General features: G+C 71.5%; 18 protein-coding genes. 9 read left to right on the top strand and 9 right to left on the bottom strand.

Translation table 11 applies throughout. From position 1 onward, the window contains the following. Positions 1-6: 6 nt before the first annotated feature. Positions 7-432 (bottom strand): RidA family protein, encoded by a 426-nt coding sequence (locus ACIREE_RS20430; protein ID WP_404153762.1) that lies wholly within the window; start codon positions 430-432, stop codon positions 7-9. Further along, a complete protein-coding gene (locus ACIREE_RS20435; RefSeq protein ID WP_404153765.1) occupies positions 429-1,568 on the bottom strand; it encodes an acyl-CoA dehydrogenase family protein in 1,140 nt (379 codons plus the stop codon). The genes ACIREE_RS20430 and ACIREE_RS20435 overlap by 4 nt, the downstream gene beginning before the upstream one ends. A gap of 159 nt (positions 1,569-1,727) precedes the next feature. Here ACIREE_RS20435 and ACIREE_RS20440 point away from each other — a divergent pair, with 159 nt between their 5' ends. The 8 genes from ACIREE_RS20440 to ACIREE_RS20475 all read left to right on the top strand — a co-directional run bounded on the left by ACIREE_RS20440 (position 1,728) and on the right by ACIREE_RS20475 (position 9,617). Further along, positions 1,728-3,365 carry an AMP-binding protein gene (locus ACIREE_RS20440; protein WP_404153767.1) on the top strand — a complete coding sequence of 546 codons (1,638 nt, stop codon included), beginning with the start codon at positions 1,728-1,730 and terminating at the stop codon, positions 3,363-3,365. Positions 3,366-3,369: 4 nt separating this feature from the next. After that, positions 3,370-4,212 (top strand): PaaX family transcriptional regulator C-terminal domain-containing protein, encoded by an 843-nt coding sequence (locus tag ACIREE_RS20445; protein ID WP_404153770.1) that lies wholly within the window; start codon positions 3,370-3,372, stop codon positions 4,210-4,212. A 112-nt stretch (positions 4,213-4,324) separates the two neighbouring features. Beyond that, complete coding sequence (locus ACIREE_RS20450; RefSeq protein WP_404153773.1) at positions 4,325-5,215, top strand: sulfotransferase family protein; 891 nt, start codon at positions 4,325-4,327, stop codon at positions 5,213-5,215. Continuing rightward, a complete protein-coding gene (locus ACIREE_RS20455) occupies positions 5,212-5,679 on the top strand; it encodes a hypothetical protein (RefSeq protein ID WP_404153776.1) in 468 nt (155 codons plus the stop codon). Before ACIREE_RS20450 ends, ACIREE_RS20455 begins: the two co-directional genes overlap by 4 nt. Next, positions 5,676-6,923 carry a glycosyltransferase family 4 protein gene (locus ACIREE_RS20460; protein WP_404153778.1) on the top strand — a complete coding sequence of 416 codons (1,248 nt, stop codon included), beginning with the start codon at positions 5,676-5,678 and terminating at the stop codon, positions 6,921-6,923. The genes ACIREE_RS20455 and ACIREE_RS20460 overlap by 4 nt, the downstream gene beginning before the upstream one ends. Then, complete coding sequence (gene cysC / locus ACIREE_RS20465) at positions 6,920-7,492, top strand: adenylyl-sulfate kinase (RefSeq protein WP_404153781.1); 573 nt, start codon at positions 6,920-6,922, stop codon at positions 7,490-7,492. Before ACIREE_RS20460 ends, cysC begins: the two co-directional genes overlap by 4 nt. Beyond that, positions 7,489-8,403: a sulfate adenylyltransferase subunit CysD gene (cysD, locus tag ACIREE_RS20470; RefSeq protein ID WP_404153784.1), complete on the top strand. Its 915-nt coding sequence runs from the start codon at positions 7,489-7,491 to the stop codon at positions 8,401-8,403. The genes cysC and cysD overlap by 4 nt, the downstream gene beginning before the upstream one ends. A 2-nt stretch (positions 8,404-8,405) precedes the next feature. Beyond that, positions 8,406-9,617 (top strand): sulfate adenylyltransferase subunit 1, encoded by a 1,212-nt coding sequence (locus ACIREE_RS20475; protein WP_404153787.1) that lies wholly within the window; start codon positions 8,406-8,408, stop codon positions 9,615-9,617. Positions 9,618-9,813: 196 nt separating this feature from the next. On the opposite strand, the gene ACIREE_RS20480 is transcribed toward ACIREE_RS20475, so the two are convergent. Next, the gene (locus tag ACIREE_RS20480; RefSeq protein ID WP_404153790.1) at positions 9,814-12,114 is read right to left on the bottom strand and encodes a bifunctional salicylyl-CoA 5-hydroxylase/oxidoreductase; all 2,301 of its coding nucleotides are present in this window, start codon (positions 12,112-12,114) and stop codon (positions 9,814-9,816) included. Between the two features lie 7 nt (positions 12,115-12,121). Continuing rightward, the gene (locus ACIREE_RS20485; protein ID WP_404153793.1) at positions 12,122-12,952 is read right to left on the bottom strand and encodes an enoyl-CoA hydratase family protein; all 831 of its coding nucleotides are present in this window, start codon (positions 12,950-12,952) and stop codon (positions 12,122-12,124) included. A 391-nt stretch (positions 12,953-13,343) separates the two neighbouring features. On the opposite strand from ACIREE_RS20485, the gene ACIREE_RS20490 reads away from it, so the two are divergent. Beyond that, positions 13,344-13,730: an ATP-binding protein gene (locus ACIREE_RS20490; RefSeq protein WP_404153795.1), complete on the top strand. Its 387-nt coding sequence runs from the start codon at positions 13,344-13,346 to the stop codon at positions 13,728-13,730. Here ACIREE_RS20490 and ACIREE_RS20495 read toward each other — a convergent pair. From ACIREE_RS20495 to ACIREE_RS20515, 5 genes are all read right to left on the bottom strand, one after another. Next, a complete protein-coding gene (locus tag ACIREE_RS20495; RefSeq protein ID WP_404153798.1) occupies positions 13,684-15,141 on the bottom strand; it encodes an amino acid permease in 1,458 nt (485 codons plus the stop codon). The genes ACIREE_RS20490 and ACIREE_RS20495 overlap by 47 nt on opposite strands. A gap of 183 nt (positions 15,142-15,324) precedes the next feature. Further along, on the bottom strand, positions 15,325-16,341 hold the full coding sequence (gene argF / locus ACIREE_RS20500) for an ornithine carbamoyltransferase (RefSeq protein WP_404153801.1): 1,017 nt from the start codon (positions 16,339-16,341) through the stop codon (positions 15,325-15,327). Between the two features lie 109 nt (positions 16,342-16,450). After that, complete coding sequence (locus ACIREE_RS20505) at positions 16,451-17,686, bottom strand: arginine deiminase (protein WP_404153803.1); 1,236 nt, start codon at positions 17,684-17,686, stop codon at positions 16,451-16,453. A gap of 189 nt (positions 17,687-17,875) precedes the next feature. Then, positions 17,876-20,428, bottom strand: coding sequence for a polynucleotide kinase-phosphatase (locus tag ACIREE_RS20510; RefSeq protein ID WP_404153805.1), 2,553 nt, complete (start codon positions 20,426-20,428; stop codon positions 17,876-17,878). Beyond that, on the bottom strand, positions 20,425-21,918 hold the full coding sequence (locus ACIREE_RS20515; protein ID WP_404153808.1) for a 3' terminal RNA ribose 2'-O-methyltransferase Hen1: 1,494 nt from the start codon (positions 21,916-21,918) through the stop codon (positions 20,425-20,427). Before ACIREE_RS20515 ends, ACIREE_RS20510 begins: the two co-directional genes overlap by 4 nt. Between the last annotated feature and the right edge of the window lie 16 nt (positions 21,919-21,934).

Raw genomic sequence — 21,934 nt, forward strand, 5'->3', positions numbered from 1 at the left:
CGCTCCCTAGGGGAGGACCGCTGTGCCGTCGAGTTCGACCAGGGCCTCTTCGTCCCAGAGGCGGGCCACCCCGATCACCGCCATCGCCGGGTAGTCCCGGCCGGCCAACTCGCGCCAGATGCGGCCGAGTTCGCGCGCGTCGGCACGGTATCGCGGCACGTCCGTCGTGTAGACCGTGACGCGCGCGAGGTCGGCCGGGGTGCCGCCCGCGTGCCGCAGGGCGGTGAGCAGGTTCGTCAGGGCCCGCGCGAACTGCTCGGGCAGCGTGCCGCCGGTGATCCTGCCGTCGCCGTCCAGGGACGTCTGACCGGCCAGCAGGACCAGCCGGCTGCCGGTGGCGACGACGGCGTGCGAGAAGCCGGTGGGCGGGGAGAGTTCGGGCGGGTTCAGCCGCTCGGGGCCCTTGTGCGGCGGGTTCTGTGGCGAGCTCATCGGGATGCCTCCGTCTTGTACAACTCGCGGGCGATGACGGCTCGTTGGACTTCGGTCGCGCCCTCGTAGATGCGCGGCGCCCGCACCTCGCGGTACAGGTGCTCCAGGAGGTGGCCGCGTTGCAGCGCCCGCGCTCCGTGCAACTGCACGGCCGTGTCGACGACTTGCTGGGCCGTCTCGGTCGCAAGGAGCTTGGCCATCGCCGCCCGCCGGGGCACACCTTCGGCGCCCTCGTCGTACGCCGCCGCTGCCGCGTACACCATGAGGCGGGCCGACTCGACGCGTAGCGCCATGTCGGCGACCTGGTGGGCGACGGCCTGGAGGTCCTTCAACGGGCCGCCGAACGCCTCGCGTTGCGCGGTGTGCGCGAGGGTCGCGTCGAGGGCCGCCTGGGCCATGCCGACGGCGAACGCGCCGACGCTGGGCCGGAACAGGTTCAGGGTGTTCATGGCGACCCGGAATCCGCCACCGACCTCGCCGAGCACGTCGGCGGGTCCCACCGGTACGCCGTCGAAGGCGAGGGAGCCGATGGGGTGCGGGGAGAGCATGTCGAGGTGGTCGCCGGACAGGCCGGGGCGGTCGGCGGGGACCAGGAACGCGGTGACGCCGCGGGCGCCCGCGGCCGGGTCCGGGTCCGTCCGCGCGAAGACGGTGTAGCAGTCGGCCTCGGGGGCGTTCGAGATCCAGCACTTCTCGCCGGTCAGGCGCCAGCCCCGGCCGGCTCCGCCGTCGCCGTCGGCGCGCAGCGCGAGGGCCGCCGCGTCGGAGCCCGCGCCCGGTTCACTGAGTGCGAACGCGGCGACCGCGCGGCCCGCGCCCACCTCCGGCAGCCAGCGCTCGCGCTGCTCCTTCGTGCCGTACGCGTGCACGGGGTGCGCCCCGAGCCCCTGGAGGGCGAGGGCGGTCTCGGCCTCGGTGCAGACCCGGGCGAGGGACTCGCGCATCAGGCAGAGGTCGAGCGCGCCGGAGGTGAACAGACGCTCCAACAGGCCGAGTTGACCCAGTTCGGCGATGAGCGGGCGGTTGACGCGGCCCGGCTCGCCCTGCTCGGCGAGCGGGGCGAGGCGCCGCCCGGCGAGTTCGCGCAGCTCGGCGCACCAGGCGAGTCGGTCGGGTGCGAGCGAGAATGTGCCCATACGCCGGAGCTCCTCTCACGAGGGCGACGGCGGCCGGTCGCCCCTGGGGCCCCTGCGATGGACCCTCGACTCCGCGAACCGTATCGCGCCCCGTTGACTGTCGTCACCATCACGATACGCTCGATGCGCGACCACGCCACGGCAAGGGGGCGCTCCACGATGAGGCCACAGACCCCGCAGTCCCTGCACCCGTCCGCCCACACCGACACGTTCGCGCGCGACCACCTGCCGCCCGCGGCGCTGTGGCCCGGCCTCACTTTCGACCTGCCGGGGCTGCGCTACCCGGCGCGGCTCAACTGCGGCGCGGAACTGCTCGACGCGACCGTGCGGCGGTTCGGCGCGGACCGGCCCGCGTTCCACTCCCCCGGCCGGCCCACGTGGTCGTACGGCGAGTTGCAGGGCACCGTAGACCGGATCGCGCACGTGCTGACCGATGACCTCGGCGTCGTGCCCGGCAACCGGGTGCTGCTGCGCGGCCCCACCACGCCTTATCTGGCGGCCTGTTGGCTCGCCGTGATGAAGGCGGGCGGCATCGCCGTGACCGTGCTCGCGCAGGCGCGTCCTGCCGAGCTGGCCACGATGTGCGAGATCGCGCGGGTGCGGCACGCGCTGTGCGACGCCCGGTCGGTCGACGATCTGGCGAAGGCGGACGCGCCGGAGCTGCGGATCACCCCGTTCGGCGGCGACGGGCCCGACGATCTGACGCGCCTCGCGGCCTCGAAATCGGCGTCCTACGAGGCCGTGCCGACCGCCGACGACGACGTCGCCCTGATCGCCTTCACCTCGGGGACGACCGGGCGGCCCAAGGGGTGCATGCACTTTCACCGGGATGTCCTCGCGATCGCCGACACGTTCGGGCAGCACGTCCTGAAGGCGACGCCGGACGACGTGTTCACCGGCAGTCCGCCGCTCGGCTTCACCTTCGGGCTCGGCGGGCTCGTGGTGTTCCCGCTGCGCGCGGGCGCCTCGGCGCTGCTGCTCGAACAGGCGGGCCCGCGCCAGCTGCTGCCCGCCATCGCAGCACACCGGGTGTCGGTCCTGTTCACGGCGCCGACGGCGTACCGGACGATGCTCGCGGATCCGTCCTGGGACACGTACGACGTGACGAGTCTGCGGCGCTGCGTCTCCGCCGGGGAGAACCTGCCCGCCGCCGCCTGGCACGCCTGGCACGACGCCACCGGGCTGCGCGTCATCAACGGCATCGGCGCGACCGAACTGCTGCACATCTTCGTCTCCGCCGCGGACGACGCGATCCGGCCGGGCACCACCGGGCTCCCTGTGCCCGGCTGGCATGCGCGCATCATCGACGACGACGGGGCCGAACTCCCGGACGGGGAACCCGGCTTGCTCGCCGTCCGCGGCCCGGTCGGCTGCCGCTATCTCGCCGACGAGCGGCAGACGACGTACGTGCGCCACGGCTGGAACGTCACCGGGGACACCTACGTCCGCGAGCCCGACGGATACTTCCGGTACGTCGCCCGCGCCGACGACATGATCATTTCCGCCGGGTACAACATCGCGGGTCCCGAGGTGGAGGACGCGCTGCTGCGGCACCCGGACGTGACGGAGGCGGCGGTCGTCGGCAGACCCGACGCGACGCGCGGCCAGATCGCGGTCGCCTGCGTGGTGCTGCGCGCCGGGGCGCGGCGGGACCCGGACGCGCTGCGGGAGTTCGTGAAGGCGGAGCTGGTGCCGTACAAGTGCCCGCGCGAGATCGTGTTCCTGGACGCGCTGCCGCGGACCGCCACCGGGAAGCTCCAGCGGTTCCGGCTGCGCGAACCCGGAACCGTACAGTGACCACGTGTCCGAGCAGCAGCCCTCGCCCACCGGCCAGGCCCACACCCCGCGCTCCCTCATCGTCACGCTGTACGGCGCCTACGGGCGCGGCTTCCCCGGGCCCGTACCGGTCGCCGAGCTGATCCGGCTGCTCGGCGCCGCCGGGGTCGACGCGCCCGCGGTGCGCTCGGCGGTGTCCCGGCTGAAGCGGCGCGGCCTGCTGCTGCCCGCGCGCAGCGCCTCGGGAGCCGCCGGGTACGCCCTGTCGGACGACGCGCGCCAGCTCCTCGCCGACGGTGACCGGCGCGTCTACGGGGCTTTCGACGGCGCGCCGACGGCCGACGGCTGGGTGCTCGCGGTGTTCTCCGTGCCCGAGTCGCAGCGGGCCAAGCGGCACGTGCTGCGCTCCACGCTCGCCGGGCTCGGCTTCGGCACGGCCGCGCCCGGCGTGTGGCTGGCGCCCGCCGGGCTGTACGAGGAGACGCGGCACACGCTGGAGCGGATCGGCTGCGCCGGGTACGTCGACCTGTTCCGCGGCGAGCACCTGGGATTCGCGGCGACGGCCGACGCGGTGGGCCGCTGGTGGGACCTGGCCGCGCTGGCCGAGCTGCACGAGGCGTTCCTCGACGAGCACGCGCCGGTACTGCGGAGCTGGGAAGCGCGCGCCGGCACCCCGCCGCAGGAGGCGTACCGCGACTACCTGCTGGCCCTGGATTCGTGGCGGCACCTGCCCTACGCGGACCCGGGGCTGCCGACCCGGCTGCTGCCGTCGGGCTGGCCCGGGCTGCGGTCGGCGGAGGTCTTCCGGGCGCTGCACGAGCGGCTGCGCGAGGCCGGCGCCCACTTCGTGAACGCCGACCGACGGTGAACGCCGTACAAAGAAAACAGCCGGAGTGATCCCCACCACATGAAAGGGTGCTAAGGGAACCCTCAGCTTTCTCCATCCCTCTTCTCAGAATGCGCCTTTAGCGTCGGGCCGCATGAGCCTGAAGCGCAATCTGAACCGGGCCCTGTCCGCGGCCACGGGACTCCAGGTCCGCCGGGCAGGGAGCGCACCGCATGTGACGCCCCCGCCGGCCACGGCACCGAAACCCGCGAAACGGCCGGCGCCCGAGTACCGATGTACCGGCGACCCCGCGACCGACCGGCTGCTGCGGCGGCCGGTCTTCATCATGTCTCCGGTGCGTTCGGGCTCGACCCTGCTGCGGATGCTGCTCGACGCGCACCCGCGCCTGCACGCCCCGCACGAACTGCACATCCGCCGCCTGGAAGTCGGCTACGGCAGCAAGCTGTCCGAACGGGCCATGGACGCCCTGGACCTGGGCCGCGGCGATCTGGAGCACCTGTTGTGGGACCGCGTCCTGCACCGTGAACTCACCAGGTCCGGCAAGGAGTTCCTCGTCGAGAAGACGCCCAGCAACGCCTTCGTCTACGGGCGGATCCGGGACTGCTGGCCCGACGCCCGGTTCGTCTTCCTGCTGCGCCACCCGGTCTCCATCGCCCGGTCCTGGCACGAGGGCGACCCGGAGAAGCGGACGTACGAGGAGGCGTGCGCCGACGCGCTGCGCTACATGAAGGCCGTCGACCACGCCCGCAAGGGCCTCACCGGCGGGCACACCGTGCGCTACGAGGAGCTCACCGAGGACCCTGAGAAGAAGCTGCGCGGGCTGTGCGACTTCCTCGGCGTGGACTTCGAGCCGTCGATGCTGGAGTACGGCAAGCGCGACGAGACGCAGATCCAGAAAGGTCTCGGCGACTGGCGCGACAAGATCCGCACCGGCAGCGTGCAGCAGGGCCGGGCACTGCCGGCGGACGACGAGATCCCCGAGCTCCTGCGGCCCATGTGCAAGGCCTGGGGGTACCTCAAGTGAAGCCGCAGGCCGAGGTCGAGCAGGTGTGGCCGCGCGACGGGCGGATCAGGGTCGTCGGCCGCCTGTACGGCTTGGACGGCCTGTCCGCGGGCACGGGCGCCGGTGACGGCTGGCGGCTGCTGCTGACCCGCCGTTCGCGCACCGACCACGTCCTGCGTTACGGCGCAGACCTGGACGGCGACCGCTACGCGTGCGAGTGGGACGTCGCCGACCTCGCCGCGTACGACGGCTTCACCGGTACCGATCAGTGGGATCTGCATCTCACGGACGGCGGCCGCCTGAAGCTGCGCGTCGGCCGCAAGCTCGACGACATCCGTGGCAAGAAGGCCGTACTCGTCTACCCGCGGCAGGCGGTGCCGGGCGCGGGCTTCGACGTACGGCCGTACTTCACGGTCGAGGACAACCTGTCGCTGGAGTGCCGCGCGTCTCTGGAGAGCCGCTCATCTCTGGGGAGCCGCTCATGAGTTCTCCGAGGATTCGTTATCTGCTGCTGCACGCCTACGGCCGCGGCGGCACCATCCGTACGGTCTTCAACCAGGCCAACTCCCTGGTGGCGGCGGGCTGGGACGTGGAGATCGTCAGCGCGGTGCGGCGGCGGGACGCCCTGCAATTCCCGCTGGACGAGCGCGTACCGGTGACCACGGTCGTCGACCTGCGCGAGGAGCCGGTCCCGGCCGAGGAGCCGGTCCGGGTCGGGGAGCGCGGCCTCGTCGGCTGGTGGCGGGCGCGCAGGCGCGACAAGCGGATCGACCGCCCCGCGCGGGAGATCCCCAGCGGCGAGTTCGGCTACCGGTTCTTCGACCGGCGCCTCGAACTGGCCCTCGGCGCCTATCTGCGCTCGCTCACCGACGGGGTGCTCGTCACGACCCGCCCCGCCCTGAACTTCCTGTCCGCCGCGCACGCCACCAACGGCGTCGTGCGGGTGGCCCAGGAGCACATGAACCACGGCACGCACCGGCCCGACGTGCAGAAACGCATCGTCGAGACCTACGAGCGGTTCGCCGTGGTCGCGGTGCTCACGGAGCGGGACCGCGGCGAGTACGCGCGGCTGCTCCCCGGCACCCGCGTCGTCCGCATCCCGAACGCCGTGCACTCGCTGGACCAGACCCTCGCGAACCACAGCTCCAAAATCGTCGTCGCGGCCGGCCGGCTCTTCCCGCAGAAGGGCTTCGACCTGCTGATCCCCGCGTGGGCCAAGCTCGTCGGGGCCCACCCCGACTGGCAGTTGCGGATCTACGGCAGCGGCGAGAAGAAGGCGCAGTTGCGGGCGCTCATCGAGGAGCATCACCTCTACAACCACGTCCTCCTGATGGGCCACACCGACCGGCTCGACGACGAACTCGCCAAGTCCTCCCTGTACGTGCTGAGTTCGCGCTTCGAGGGGCTGCCGATGGTGATGATCGAGGCGATGAGCCACGCGCTCCCAGTGGTCTCCTTCGACTGCCCGACGGGACCGTCGGACGTGCTGACGCACGGCGTGGACGGGCTGCTCGTGCCGGAGCAGGACCCCGATGCCCTCGCCGACGCGCTCGGCCGCCTGATGGGCGACCGCGACCTGCGGGCGGAGATGGGCACGGCGGCGCTCCTGACGGCGGCGGCCTACGGGCCCGACGCGGTGCACCCGCGCTGGGAGGCCCTCTTCACCGAACTGACCACCCCCGATGGCAAGCGGCCCGCGTCCGGCGCCGCGGAAGGACAGCACGTATGACAACGGCCACGACGGCCCGGCCCCCACAAGGCCGCGCCCAGGGAGCCACGATCTGGCTGACGGGGCTGCCCAGTTCGGGCAAGACGACCGTGGCGCGCGCCCTCGCCGGGCGACTGCGCACGGAGGGACACCGCGTCGAGGTGCTCGACGGCGACGAGATCCGCCGCTTCCTCTCGGCGGGCCTCGGCTTCAGCCGCGAGGACCGCAACACGAACGTGCAGCGCATCGGCCTGGTCGCCGAAGTCCTCGCCCGCAACGGCGTGTTCGCCGTCGTACCCGTCATCGCCCCGTACGCGGACAGCCGCGAGGCGGTGCGCAAACGCCATGCCTCCAGCTCCACCCCGTACTTCGAGATCCATGTCGCCACCCCGCTGGAAGTGTGCAGCGAACGCGACGTGAAGGGCCTGTACGCCCGTCAGGCGGCGGGCGCGTTGAAGGGTCTGACCGGCGTGGACGATCCGTACGAGGCGCCGGTCTCCCCCGATCTGTTCCTGGAGACGCAAGCCCAGACGCCGCGGGAGTCGGCGGCGTCGGTGCACGCGGTGATGGCGGCGAGGGGCCTGGTATGAGTACGTCTGCTTCCTCCGGCGCTCTGAGCCACCTGGACGTGCTGGAGTCCGAGGCGGTGCACATCTTCCGCGAGGTGGCGGGCGAGTTCGAGCGGCCGGTGCTCCTCTTCTCCGGCGGCAAGGACTCGATCCTGATGCTGCATCTGGCGCTGAAGGCGTTCGCGCCGGCCCCCGTGCCCTTCCCTCTTCTGCACGTCGACACGGGGCACAACTTCCCCGAGGTCCTCGCCCACCGGGACCGGGTGGTCGACGCACATGGGCTCACCCTCCATGTGGCGTCCGTGCAGGAGTACATAGACAGAGGTGTGCTGCGCGAACGTCCGGACGGAACCCGCAACCCCCTCCAGACCCTCCCGCTCACGGAGAGGATCCGGGCGGAGCGGTTCGATGCGGTGTTCGGCGGCGGGCGGCGCGACGAGGAGAAGGCGCGGGCCAAGGAGCGCGTCTTCTCCCTGCGCGACGAGTTCTCCCAGTGGGACCCGCGCCGCCAGCGCCCCGAGCTGTGGCAGCTGTACAACGGCCGCCACGCGCCGGGCGAGCACGTCCGTGTCTTCCCGCTCTCCAACTGGACCGAGCTGGACGTGTGGCAGTACATCGCCCGCGAACGCATAGCGCTGCCGTCGATCTACTTCGCGCACCGCCGCGAGGTGTTCAGCCGCCACGGCATGTGGCTGACGGCCGGCGAGTGGGGCGGCCCGAAGGACGGCGAGACACCGCAGAAGCGCCAGGTCCGCTACCGCACCGTCGGCGACATGTCCTGCACCGGCGCCGTCGACTCCGACGCGGAGACGCTGGAGCAGGTCATCGCCGAGATCGCGGCGTCCCGCCTCACCGAGCGGGGCGCCACCCGCGCCGACGACAAGATGTCCGAGGCCGCGATGGAAGACCGTAAGCGCGAAGGGTACTTCTGACCATGAGCACCACCACCACTGCTGCCGGGGCCGACACGTTGCGGCTTGCCACGGCCGGCTCCGTCGACGACGGCAAGTCCACGCTCGTGGGCCGTCTGCTGCACGACTCCAAGTCGGTGCTCACCGACCAGCTGGAGTCGATCTCCCGCACCGGCACCCCGGACCTGGCCCTCCTCACGGACGGCCTGCGCGCCGAGCGCGAACAGGGCATCACCATCGACGTGGCCTACCGCTACTTCGCCACCCCGCGCCGCCGCTTCATCCTCGCCGACACCCCCGGTCACGTGCAGTACACCCGCAACATGGTCACCGGCGCCTCCACCGCCGAGCTGACGATCATCCTCGTGGACGCGCGCCACGGCGTCGTCGACCAGACCCGCAGGCATGCGGCCATCGCCGCCCTCCTGCGCGTCCCGCACCTCGTCCTCGCCGTGAACAAGATGGACCTGGCCGGCTACGAGGAGTCCGTCTTCGCGGCGATCGCCGAGGAGTTCACCGCGTACGCCACGGAACTCGGCGTCCCGCGCGTCACGGCGATCCCGGTCTCCGCGCTGGCCGGCGACAACGTGGTCGAAGTGTCCGCGCACATGGACTGGTACGGCGGCCCGACCGTGCTCGAACACCTGGAGACGGTGCCGGTCGCGGCCGCCCCGCCCGACGCCCCGGCCCGGTTCCCGGTCCAGTACGTCATCCGACACGGCGAATCCCGCTACTACGCAGGCCAGTTGATGTCCGGCACGCTACGAGTGGGCGACGCCGTGACCGTGCACCCTTCAGGGCGTACGTCGACGATCGCGGCCCTCGACATCCTGGGCACGGCGGTGGACACGGCGTGGGCCGGGTCGTCTCTGACGGTACGCCTGTCCGACGAAGTGGACGTGTCCCGCGGCGACCTGCTCGCCCCGACCGGCCCGTCCGCACCGACGGTCACGCAGGACGTACGGGGATCCGTCTGCCACCTGGCGGACAAGCCCCTGAGGGTCGGAGACCGAGTCCTGCTGCGGCACACCACGCGCACGGTGCAGGCCCTCGTCAAGTCGCTCGACGGGGCGGATCAGTTGACGGCGAACGATCTGGGCCGGGTGGTACTGCGCACGGCCGAGCCGGTTGTCGTCGACGATTACGCGGAGATCCGGTGGACCGGGGCGTTCTTGCTGATCGACCCGTCGGACGGGACGACGCTCACGGCTGGGATGGCCGAAGTGCCTCGCTGAGACCGGTTGCCCACTGACGGTTTCGTCGTGGCTGGTCGCGCAGTTCCCCGCGCCCCTGAAGGCATGCGGCTTCGCCGCATCTCCAGGCTGAGAGGCCGCACGAAGTGCGCCTCTCAGGGGCGCGGGGAACTGCGCGAGAAGCCCCACCGGCCCGCAGCCACCGAGCAACCGCACCTGGCAGTCGCATGGCCCGTACCTACCCAGGCAAGGACAACCGTGGCCGGGGTGCGTCCAGACGGCCCGTCTGGGGGCGGCGGCTCCCGGCCCGATACTGCTCGGGCCACACCACCCCCGGCCCCGCATACCCCTGCTCCGCGGCGGCGTGCAGCGTCCAGTTCGGGTCATACAGGTGCGGGCGGGCCAGTGCGCACAGGTCCGTACGGCCCGCCAGGATCAGGGAGTTGACGTCGTCCCAGGACGAGATCGCCCCGACCGAGATCACCGGGATGCCGGCCTCGTTCCGGATCCGGTCGGCGTACGGCACCTGGTAGGAGCGCCCGTACGCGGGTCGTTCCTCGGCCACGACCTGTCCCGTCGACACATCGATCGCGTCGGCCCCGTGCGCGGCGAACGCCCGCGCGATCGCCACCGCGTCCTCGGCGCTCGTGCCGCCCTCGGCCCAGTCCGTCGCGGAGATCCGCACGGTCATGGGGCGGTCGCCGGGCCACACACCGCGCACCGCGTCGAACACTTCCAGGGGGAACCTGAGCCGACCGTCCAGGGAACCCCCGTACGCGTCCGTACGCCGGTTCGTCAGCGGTGACAGGAACCCGGACAGCAAGTAGCCGTGCGCGCAGTGCAGCTCCAGCAGGTCGAAGCCGGAGTCCGCCGCACGCCGCGCCGCAGCGACGAACTCTGCACGGACAGTGCCCATCTCACTGGGCGTCAGTTCATGTGGCGTCTGACTGCCCGGCGTGTAGGGGACCGGAGACGCCGCCACCAGCGGCCAGTTGTCCTCCGGCACGGGAAGTGGCTCGTCCATGCCCTCCCACATGAGCCGGGTGGAACCCTTGCGGCCCGCGTGCCCGAGCTGGACACCGATCGCCGTGCCGGGTGCCCGGGCGTGCACGAACTCCGTGATCCGCCCCCAGGCATCCGCCTGTTCGGCCGTGTAGAGGCCCGCGCAGCCCGGAGTGATGCGGCCCTCGGCGCTGACGCACACCATCTCCGTCATGACCAGGCCCGCCCCGCCCAGCGCCCGCGCCCCGAGATGGACGAGGTGGAAGTCGCCGGGGACACCGTCCACGGCCGAGTACATGTCCATCGGGGAGACCACGACCCGGTTGCGCAGGCGCAGCCCCCGCAGCGCGAACGGCGTGAACATCGGGGGCGTGTCCGCCGGACAGCCGAACTCCTCCTCGACCGCCGCCGTGAAGCGGGCATCGCGCAGCCGGAGATTGTCGTGCGTGACCCGGCGGCTGCGCGTGAGGAGGTTGAAGGCGAACTGCCGTGACGGCTGCCCGAGATGGCGCGGCAGATCCTCGAACCACTCCAGGCTGGCCCGCGCCGCGCGCTGCGTGGAGGCGACGACGGGCCTGCGCTCCGCCTCGTACGCCTCCAACGCCCCCTCGGTCGTGGGGTGTTCGTGCAGACACGCGGCGAGCGCGAGCGCGTCCTCCACGGCGAGTTTGGTGCCGGAGCCGATGGAGAAGTGAGCGGTGTGCGCGGCGTCCCCGATCAGGACGCAATTGCCGTGCGACCAGCGGTCGTTGGTGACGGTTCGGAAGGTCAGCCAGGACGAGTTGTTGGACCGCAACGAGCGGCCGCCCAGGGCGTCGGTGAAGACCTTGGCGGCGCGCTCGATCGTCTCGCGCACGTCCAGGTCCGCGAGGCCCGCCGCCCGCCACACCTCTTCCCGCATCTCGACGATGACCGTGGACTCGTGGGCGCTGTACGGGTAGCCGTGCAACTGCATCACCCCGTGCTCGGTCTCCGCGATCTCGAAGCGGAACGCGTCGAAGGCGAAGTCGGCGGCGAGCCAGACGTAGCGGTTGCGGTGCTCCTCCACGTGCGGGCCGAACGCGTCGGCGTACGTCTCACGCGTCCGGCTGTGCACCCCGTCGGCGGCGATGACGAGGTCGTGCGCCGCACGGAGTTCGGCGACCGGTGGCGCCTCGGTGCAAAAGCGCAGGTCGACGCCGAGCCGGCGGCAGCGGTCCTGCAGTATCTCCAGGAGCCGGCGGCGGCCGAGGGCCGCGAAACCATGGCCTCCCGAGGTGTGGCGCACGCCCCGGTGCACCACGTCGATGTCGTCCCAGCGCACGAACTCCTCCCGCAGGGCCGCGTACACGGCCGGGTCGGCGTGCTCGATGCCGCCGAGGGTCTCATCCGACAGGACGACGCCGAAGCCGAACGTGTCGAGCGGGGCGTTGCGCTCCCAGACCGTGATCTCTCGGTCCGGGGTGAGACGCTTGAGGAGCGCGGCCGCGTACAGGCCGCCCGGACCGCCGCCGATGACGGCGATGCGCTGTGCGCGCGTGGTCGCCCGCGTACTCACCGTGGACTCACCTCCCCTGCCACTTGGGTGCGCGCTTCTCGGTGAAGGCGGCGTGGAACTCGGCGTAGTCCTCGCCGTTCATGAGCAGCGCCTGCGTCGCCGCGTCCATCTCCACGGCCGCCGCGAGGGGCATGTCGAGCTCGGCGGTGAGCAGCGCCTTCGTCTGTGCGTACGCGAGCGCGGGGCCTTCGGCGAGGCGCCGCGCGAGGGCGAGGGCCGCCTCGTCGGCCCGGCCCTCCTCGGTCAACTCGCTGATGAGACCGATGCGTTCGGCTTCGGGGGCGCGGACGGCATCGCCGAGCATCAGCAGCCGGGTGGCGTGGCCGAGGCCGACGATGCGCGGCAGCAGGTAGGCCGCGCCCATGTCGCCGCCGGAGAGGCCGACCTTGGTGAAGAGGAACGCGAAGCGGGCGCTCGGGTCGGCGACCCGGAAGTCGGCGGCCAGGGCGAGCACGGCGCCCGCGCCCGCCGCGACCCCGTGCACGGCCGCGATCACGGGGAACGGCGCCTCCCTGACCGCCCGCACCACCTGGCCCGTCATCCGGTTGAAGTCGAGCAGCTGGGCGGTGTCCATGGAGAGGGTGGCGCCGATGATCTCGTCGACATCACCGCCGGAGCAGAAGCCGCGCCCCTGCCCGGTGAGGACGAGGGCGCGCACCGTCTTCTCGCGGGCCAGCTCGGCGAGCAGGTCGCGCAGGTCGGCGTAGGCGCCGAAGGTGAGGGCGTTGAGCTTCTCGGGCCGGGCGAGCGTGATGGTCGCGACCCCGCCCTCGTCCACGGCGTAGGACAGATGGCGCCAGGTCTCGGTGCGCGGGGTGGAGCCGGTGAAGGGACTCATACGCGTGCTGCCTCCTACGGGCGTGCGCGGCGGCTACCTCTCGAAGTTATCACCGCTTTGTGACCGCCGTCAGCAGGGCGCGATAACCCGAATTCAGGGCCCGGCATAAGCCCCGCGTCCGCCCATAGGGACCAATGTCCCGAGGAACACCACCGGGAGCCTCTATCGGCGCACGCCGTACCATTCATAAGGTTGAAAGCAGGACGGCAATCCCTGGACCGGCAACCCTGGGACCTGTCGCCCTCCAGCCCGGTCCCTTCAGCCCGCTCCTCTCACCCCGCGCCCTTCAGCCGCTCCCGAGCCACCCCACTCAGGACTCGCCTTGCCCCCACCTTCCGGTCCCCCCACTCCCACGTCGTGGCGTCTTGCCCTGCCGCACACGGCCGCCGCTGTGCCGGTCGCACGTGCCCTCGTGCGCACCGCGCTGGCCGAGATCGAGTCGCCGGCGACCGACACGGACACGGCCGAGCTGCTCACGGCGGAGCTGGTGGCGAACGCGGTGGAGCACACGACGGGCGACACCCCGATCGAGCTGGTGGTGGAGCTTCTGGAGACCGGCTGCCAGGTCGAGGTGCACGACCCGGACCCGGCGCCGCCCGCGGATCTCACCAACCCGGGCGACTCCGAGATGCCCGACCCCTGGCAGGAGCACGGCCGCGGCCTGCTGCTCATCCGCATGCTCAGCTCGTCGTGCGGGCACCGCCCCACCGAGTCCGGCAAGGCGGTCTGGTTCACCCTTCCCGCGGTGCCGCGCCAGCGTCCGGCGTCGGAGCTGTAGCCCCGCCCAGGCGCGAGTGCCGGCGGCCGTAGAACGCGTAGACCAGCGCGCCCACGACGAGGAACGCCGCGAACTGGACCCACGTCGTCCAGCCCGTCCCCCAGATCAGATACAGGCACATCGCCACACCGAGCACCGGGCTGAGCGGGTACAGCGGCACCCGGAAGGAACGCGTGAGCCCGGGGTGCGAGCGGCGCAGGGCGACGACGGCGACATTGACGACGGCCATGGTGGCGAGCGTGCCGATGGTGGTCAGATTGACCACGGCGTCGAGCGAGGAGAAGGCCGCAGGGACCGCGAAGACGAGCGCGACGATCCAGGTGTTGGCGACGGGCGTCGACGTCTTCGGGGAGACCCGCTCGAAGATCCGCGGGATCAGTCCGTCCCGGGACATCGACATCAGGATGCGCGTCTGCCCGTACATCACCGCGAGCACGACGGACGCGATGGCGACGACCGCGCCGAACGCGATGATGCCGCCGCCGACGGTGGAGTCCGTGACCTGGTTGACGACGAGCGAGAGCGCGGCGGGCTTGTCCCCGACGGCGTCCGCGCCGAGCGCGCCGATGGCCGCGACGGCGACCGCGCAGTAGAGCAGCGTCACGAGGCCGATGCAGATCATGATCGCGATCGGAATGTTCCGCCGCGGGTTCTTGACCTCCTCGCCGGCCGTGGTGATCGCGTCGAAGCCGATGTACGAGAAGAAGGCGAGGGAAGCACCCGAGGTGACGCCGCTGATGCCCGCGGACATGAACGGCGTCAGATGGCCCGCCTCGAAGGCGCTGAAGCCGATCGCGCAGAACGCGATCAGGATGCCGATCTTGAGGATCGCCATGGCCGCGGTGGCCCGCGCGCTCTCGCGGATGCCGCGCACCAGGAGCGTGGCGGCCATCAGGATCACGATCACGGCGGGCAGGTTCACGACGCCGCCGTCACCGGGTCCGGCGGACAGCGCTGCGGGCAACTGCCGACCGAAGAGGCTGTCGAGCAGCTCGTTCAGATACTGGCTCCAGCCGACGGCGACGGCCGAGACCGAGACGCCGTACTCCAGGAGCAGGCACCAGCCGACGAGGAACGCGACGCGCTCGCCGAGGGTCGCGTAGGCGAACGAGTACGAGGATCCGGAGACCGGGATCGCGCCGCCCAGCTCGGCGAACGAGAACGCCGTGAAGATGCAGGTGATCCCGGCGAGCACGAACGAGACGAGGACGGCGGGGCCCGCCTCCGCGACCGTGTCGGAGAGGCCGACGAAGATGCCGGTGCCGACGATCGCGCCGACCCCGAAGCAGACGAGCTGGAAGAGCCCCATCGTGCGTTTGAGGCCATGCCCCTCCAGGTCGGCGCCCGACTCGGCGAGAAGGGACTCGGGGGACTTGATGCGCAGGCCGGTGGGGGTCGGCGACGGCGACATGGGGTGGTGCTCTTTTCTTGTGGTGCGTGCGGTGCGGCGGGGTGTGCCGCGGGCCGGTGTGGCCGGAGAAGGTGTTCCGGTCCACCAGTTTGAACGGTTGCTACTGATTCGAGCCAGTTACTGCCACTTCGAGCGGTTCAGCACCTGTTCGAGCAGTTTGTCACTTCTGGCCGAGCCAGTTTGTTACTTCTCGCCGAGGGTGGCGACCATGACGGCCTTGATGGTGTGCATCCGGTTCTCGGCCTCGTCGAAGACTACGGAGTGCGCCGACTCGAAGACCTCGTCGGTGACCTCCAGGGAGTCCAGGCCGTACTTCGCGTGTATCTCGCGGCCGACCTTGGTACCCAGGTCGTGGAAGGCGGGCAGGCAGTGCAGGAACTTCACGTCCGCGTTCCCCGTGGCGCGCAGCACGTCCATGGTCACCGCGTACGGCGTGAGCGACTTGATGCGCTCGTCCCACACCTCCTCGGGCTCCCCCATGGACACCCAGACGTCCGTGACGACGAAGTCGGCGCCCACGACGCCTTCCTCGACCGACTCGGTGAGCGTGATGCGGGCCCCGCTCCCGGCGGCGAGCTCACGCGCCTTGGCGACGACCGAGTCCGCGGGCCAGTACGACTTCGGCGCGACGATCCGGACGTCCATGCCCAGCAGGGCGCCGGTGACCAGGTACGAGTTGCCCATGTTGAACCGGGCGTCACCGAGGTAGGCGAAGACCATGTCGGTCAGCGGCTTGTCGCTGTGCTCGGTCATCGTGAGCACGTCGGCGAGCATCTGGGTGGGGTGCCAGTCGTCCGTCAGCCCGTTGTAGACGGGGACGCCCGCGTATGCGGCGAGCGTCTCGACGGTGCCCTGCGCGTCACCCCGGAACTCGATGGCGTCGAACATCCGGCCGAGCACCCGGGCGGTGTCCTTGCTCGACTCCTTCTTGCCGATGTGCGAGCCTGCCGGGTCGATGTACGTCGTGGCGGCGCCCTGGTCCGCGGCGGCCACCTCGAAGGAGCAGCGCGTACGCGTCGACGCCTTCTCGAATATCAGGGCGACGTTCTTACCGCGCAGCCGCTGCGTCTCGGTGCCCGCCTTCTTGGCGGCCTTCAGCTCCGCGGCCAGGTCGACCAGGGCACGGAACTCCTCGGCCGTGAAGTCCACCTCCTTGAGGAAGTGGCGGCCGGTGAGGTCGGGACGCTGGTCAGTCGCCATGGGGCGCTCCTGGGATACGACGGGGCAGAACATGAGAACAGTGGAAGTATATACGACCTCTCACATTTCTATACGGTCACGACGGCTACGGACCTGCCGGTGCAGGGGGTCACATCGGGTGCGGCACCGGATCCCGTTCGACCGGGCAGCTCATGCACCGCGGCCCGCCCCGCCCCCGGCCCAGCTCGCTGCCGGGAATCTCGATCACTTCGATGCCCTGCTTGCGCAGATACGTGTTCGTGGTCGCGTTCCGTTCGTACGCCACCACGACGCCGGGCTCCACGGCCAGGACGTTGCAGCCGTCGTCCCACTGCTCGCGCTCGGCGGCGTGCACGTCCTGGGTGGTGGTCAGGACCCTGATCCCGCTCAGCCCGAGCGCGGCGGCGATGGCCCGGTGCATGTGCTCCGGCGGATGGTCGGTGACCTTCAACTCCGTTGCGGAGCCGCCCGGTTCGATGGTGTACGAGCGCAGCATGCCGAGCCCCGCGTACTGCGTGAACGTGTCGCCGTCGACCATCGTCATCACGGTGTCCAGGTGCATGAAGGCCCGCCGCTTCGGCATGTCGAGCGCGACGATGGTCCGCGCCGAGCCCGCCGCGAACAGCTTGTGGGCGAGCATCTCCACGGCCTGTGGGGTGGTGCGTTCGCTCATCCCGATCAGCACGGCGCCCTGTCCGATGACGAGCACGTCACCGCCCTCGATGGTCGACGGGTAGTCGGCCTGCCCTTCGGACCACTCGTGGAAGCCCGCGTCGCGGAAGAGGGGATGGTGCCGGTAGATCGCCTCGAAGTGCACGGTCTCCCGCTGCCGGGCCGGCCACCGCATGGCGTTGATGGAGACGCCGTCGTAGATCCAGGCAGAGGTGTCGCGCGTGAACAGGTGATTGGGCAGCGGGCCGAGCAGGAAGTCGTCGAGCTCCATGACATGGAAACGGACGGACGTCGGCTCGGCGTGCCGGTCGAGGAACTCGCGCTTGGTCATCCCGCCGATGAGCGCCTCGGCCAGCTCCTGCGCCGGCAGCGTCTCGAAGGCGGCCCGCAGCGCTCCCGTGGCCAGCGGGCCGTACTCCTTCTCGTCGAAGACGCGGTCCAGGACGAGGGAGCGGGCCGCGTCGCCCTCGAGCGTCTCGGTGAGCAGATCGCCGAAGAGATGCACGGTGACGCCCCGGTCGCGCAGCACGTCGGCGAACCCGTCGTGCTCCTGCCGGGCGCGCCGCACCCACAGCACGTCGTCGAAGAGGAGCTGGTCCTTGTTGCTGGGCGTGAGCCGCTTCAGCTCCAGATCGGGCCGATGCAGAATGACGCGGCGCAGCCGCCCGGTCTCGGAGTCGACGTGGAATCCCATGGCGTCATCTTTCCCCGGCGCATCTTCTTATGCGCTGCGTTCCGCTCCCGCGCCCCTGAGCCCGCGCACGCAGTGCGCCTCTCAGGGGCGCGGGGAACTGCGCGGGCAACCACGACGGCGCCGCGCCCGCGCCAACGCCGCAACCGGTAACGGCGCGTCGGCGCCTGCGACGGGCCCGAGCCGAACGCGTCAGAGCCGGGGGTCGACCGGCTCCGACTCAAGCGCCAGCACCGCGAACACAGCCTCGTGCACCCGCCACAACGGCTCCCCCTCCCCGAGCCGGTCCAGCGCCTCCAGGCCAAGGCCGTACTCCCGGATGGCAAGACTCCGCTTGTGCCCGAGGAACCGCTGCCGCAGCTTCTCCAGGTTCTCCGGACGCGTGTACTCGGGCCCGTAGATGATCCGCAGGTACTCACGCCCCCGGCACTTGACGCCGGGCTGCACGAGCCGCCCCTTCTCGTCCCTGACCAGCGCCCCGACGGGCTTGACGACCATGCCCTCGCCGCCGCGCCCGGTCATCTCCAGCCACCAGTCCACGCCTGATCGCACCGACTCCGGGTCCGCGGTGTCCACGTACAGGCGCCGTGTCGTCCGCAGCAGCCCGCTCCCGTCGTGCTCGACCATCCGGTCGATGAGCCCGAGCTGTTCGTCGTGCGGCAGCGCGGCCAGCGAGCGGCCCTGCGCGGCGAGTATCTGGAACGGCGCGAGCCGCACCCCGTCGAGGCCGTCCGTGCTCCAGCAGTAGCGCCGGTACGCGTCCGTGAACGCGGCGGCGTCCGTGGCCCGCCCGCGCTGGCGCGCCAGCAGCCCGGCCACGTCGACCCCGCGCGCGGCCGCCGTCTCCAGTGCGCCGAGCACGCTGGGGAACACGGCCCCGGAGGCGGCGCCGACCGCCGCGTACTGCGAGCGCAGCAGCCCCGACGCCTTGAGGGACCACGGCATCAACTCGGCGTCCAGCAGGATCCAGTTGGTGTCGAGCTCGGCCCACAGCCCGGCCGCGGTCGCCGCGTCCCGGATCCGGCCGAGCACCTCCTCGGTCGTCTCCCGGCTGTCGAAGAACGGGCGTCCGGTGCGGGTGTAGAGGGAGCCCGTCACCGCGCCGTCCTCGACGCCGAACCGCTCGCGCGCCGCGTCCGCGTCCTTGCAGACGAGCGCCACGGCTCGCGACCCCATGTGCTTCTCCTCGCACACGACGCGGGCCACGCCGTCGGCGGCGTACTGGGCGAACGCCTCGGCCGGGTGCTCCAGGTAGCCGTCCTGCGACGACGTGGCGGTGGGCGCCATCGTCGGCGGCAGATACGGCACCAGGCGCGGGTCGACCGCGAACCGGCTCATGACCTCCAGCGCCGCCGCCGCGTTCTCCTCGCGGACGGTGACCCGGCCGGTGTGCCGGGTCTCCACGATCCGGCGGCCGTGCACGTCGGCCAGGTCGAGCGGCCGGCCCTCGTGCCCGCCGGGCGCCTCGGACGCGAGCGGCCTGACCGGCTCGTACCAGACCTGCTCGGCGGTCACGTCGACGAGTTCGCGCTCCGGCCAGCGCAGCGCGGTCAGCTTGCCGCCGAACACGGCGCCGGTGTCCAGGCAGATCGTGTTGTTGAGCCAGGTCGCCGTAGGGACCGGGGTGTGGCCGTAGACCACGGCCGCCCTGCCCCGGTAGTCCTCGGCCCACGGGTAGCGCACGGGCAGCCCGAACGCGTCGGTCTCGCCGGTCGTCTCCCCGTACAACGCGTGCGAGCGCACCCGCCCCGAGGTCCGCCCGTGGTACTTCTCGGGCAGCCCGGCGTGGCACACGACGAGCTTGCCGCCGTCGAGGACGTAGTGGCTGACCAGGCCGCGCACGAACGCGCGCACCTCTTCGTGGAACTCCTCGCTCTCGTTCCCCAACTGCGCGACGGTCTCGGCGAGTCCGTGCGTGTGCTGCACGTTCCTGCCCTTGAGCCAGCGCTCCAGCTTGTTCTCATGGTTGCCGGGCACGCACAACGCGGTGCCGGCCCTCACCATCCCCATGACGCGGCGCAGCACGCCCGGGGTGTCGGGCCCGCGGTCGACGAGGTCGCCGACGAAGACCGCGGTGCGCCCCTCGGGGTGCACGCCGTCCTCGTAACCCAACTTGGCGAGCAGTGACTCCAGTTCGCTCGCGCAGCCGTGGATGTCGCCGACGATGTCGAACGGCCCGGTGAGGTGCGTGAGGTCGTTGAACCGCTTCTCGCGTACGACGCTCGCGCCCTCGACCTCCGCCACGCCGCGCAGCACGTGCACCTTGCGGAAGCCTTCGCGCTCCAAATACCGCAGGGAGCGGTGGAGTTCGCGGGTGTGGCGGGTGATGACGCGGCGCGGCATGTCGGCGCGGTCGGTGCGTGCCGCGTTCCGCGCGGCGCACACGTCCTCCGGTACGTCGAGGACGACGGCGATCGGCAGCACGTCGTACTCGCGTGCCAGCTCGACCAACTGCTTGCGCCCCTCCGGCTGGACGTTGGTCGCGTCCACGACGGTGAGCCGGCCGGCGGCGAGCCGCTTGCCCGCGATGTAGTGCAGCACGTCGAACGCGTCGCGGCTGGCACTCTGGTCGTTCTCGTCGTCGGCGACCAGGCCCCGGCAGAAGTCGCTGGAGATGGTCTCGGTGGGCCCGAAATGGGCGCGTGCGAACGTGGACTTGCCCGAGCCCGACGCGCCGATCAGTACGACGAGGGAGAGGTCGGTGACGGACAGCGTGCGCGCGCCGCTCTTCTCGGTGTCGGTCATGCCGCCTTCTCCTCCTTCTCGGGGTTCGCGCCCGGGTTCGTCTGCTCGGCCAGGGTGAAGACGGCCATCTGTGTGGGCGGGCCCACCTCGGCGTCGTCGGGCCCGACCGCCACGTACCGCACCTGGTAGCCGTGCCGTCCGGCAACGCGCTCCGCCCAGTCGCGGAACTCCGCACGGGTCCACTCGAACCGGTGGTCGCCGTGCCGGACGTGTCCGGCGGGCAGCGTCTCCCAGCGCACGTTGTACTCGACGTTCGGCGTGGTCACGAGGACGGTGCGGGGCCGCGCCGACCCGAACACCGCGTACTCGAGAGCGGGCAGGCGCGGCAGGTCGAGGTGCTCGACGACTTCACTGAGCACCGCCGCGTCGTACCCCTTGAGCCGCTTGTCGGTGTACGCGAGCGAGCCCTGGAACAGCTGCACGCGCGCGGCCTGCCGCTCCCCCATCCGGTCCAGCTTGAGCCGCCGGGCGGCGATGGTGAGCGCCCGCACGGACACGTCGACGCCCACGATCTCGCTGAACCGCACGTCCTTGAGCAGCGCCTGCACCAACTGGCCCTGCCCGCATCCGAGATCGAGCACCCGCGCCGCACCGGACGCGTGCAGCGCGTCGAGGATCGCCTCGCGTCGCTGTACGACCAGCGGCACCGGCCGCTCCTCGGAACCGCTCTGCTCGTCGTCGGCGCCGACGGCATTGTCGAGGTTCTCGACCTGCACGTCGTCGGCGTCCGCGAGCCGCACCAGTTCGAGCCGCTCCGTCGCCTGCCGGGTCAGCGACCAGCGCCGCGAGAGGTACCGGCTGGTGATCAGCTTCTGCTCGGGGTGCTCGGCCAGCCAGCCGTCGCCCGCGCGCAGCAGCTTGTCGACCTCGTCGGCCGACACCCAGTAGTGCTTGGCGTCGTCGAGGACCGGCAGCAGCACATACAGGTGCCGCAGCGCCTGCGCCAGCCGCAACTCGCCCTCCAGGACGAGCCGTACGTACCGCGACGCCCCCCACTCCGGGAACTTCTCGTCCAGCGGCACGGACTCGGCCTCCACGGCCCAGCCGAGCGGCTCGAACAGCTTCTGTACGAGGTCGGGGCCGCCCCGCGCGGGCACCGCGGGCACCTCGATCCGCAGCGGCAGAGCCTCCTCGGCGCGCTCGGGGCGCGCCGTGCAGACCCCGCGCAGCGCGCTGGAGAACACGCTGCTCAGCGCCACGGCGAGCAGCGACGACGCGGCGTACGGCCGGTCGTTCACATACTGCGCGAGCGCCGCGTCGGGAGCACCGCCCCGGCCCTTGCCCTTGCCGCGCCGGACCAGCGCCACCGGATCGACCTCCAGGAGCAACGCGGCCGTGCAGCGCTCCGCGCTCGCCTCGGGGTAGAGGACGTGCGCGGTGCCGTAGGAGGTGGAGAACTCCTGCGCGCTCTCGGGATGCTTGTGCAGCAGGAATCCGAGGTCGGTCGCGGGGCGTTCCGGGGTGCCGGTCGTGCTGATCGTCAGAAACACAAGCCGAGTGTCCCGC

Source organism: Streptomyces sp. NPDC102467, assembly GCF_044765445.1.
Classification (GTDB): domain Bacteria; phylum Actinomycetota; class Actinomycetes; order Streptomycetales; family Streptomycetaceae; genus Streptomyces.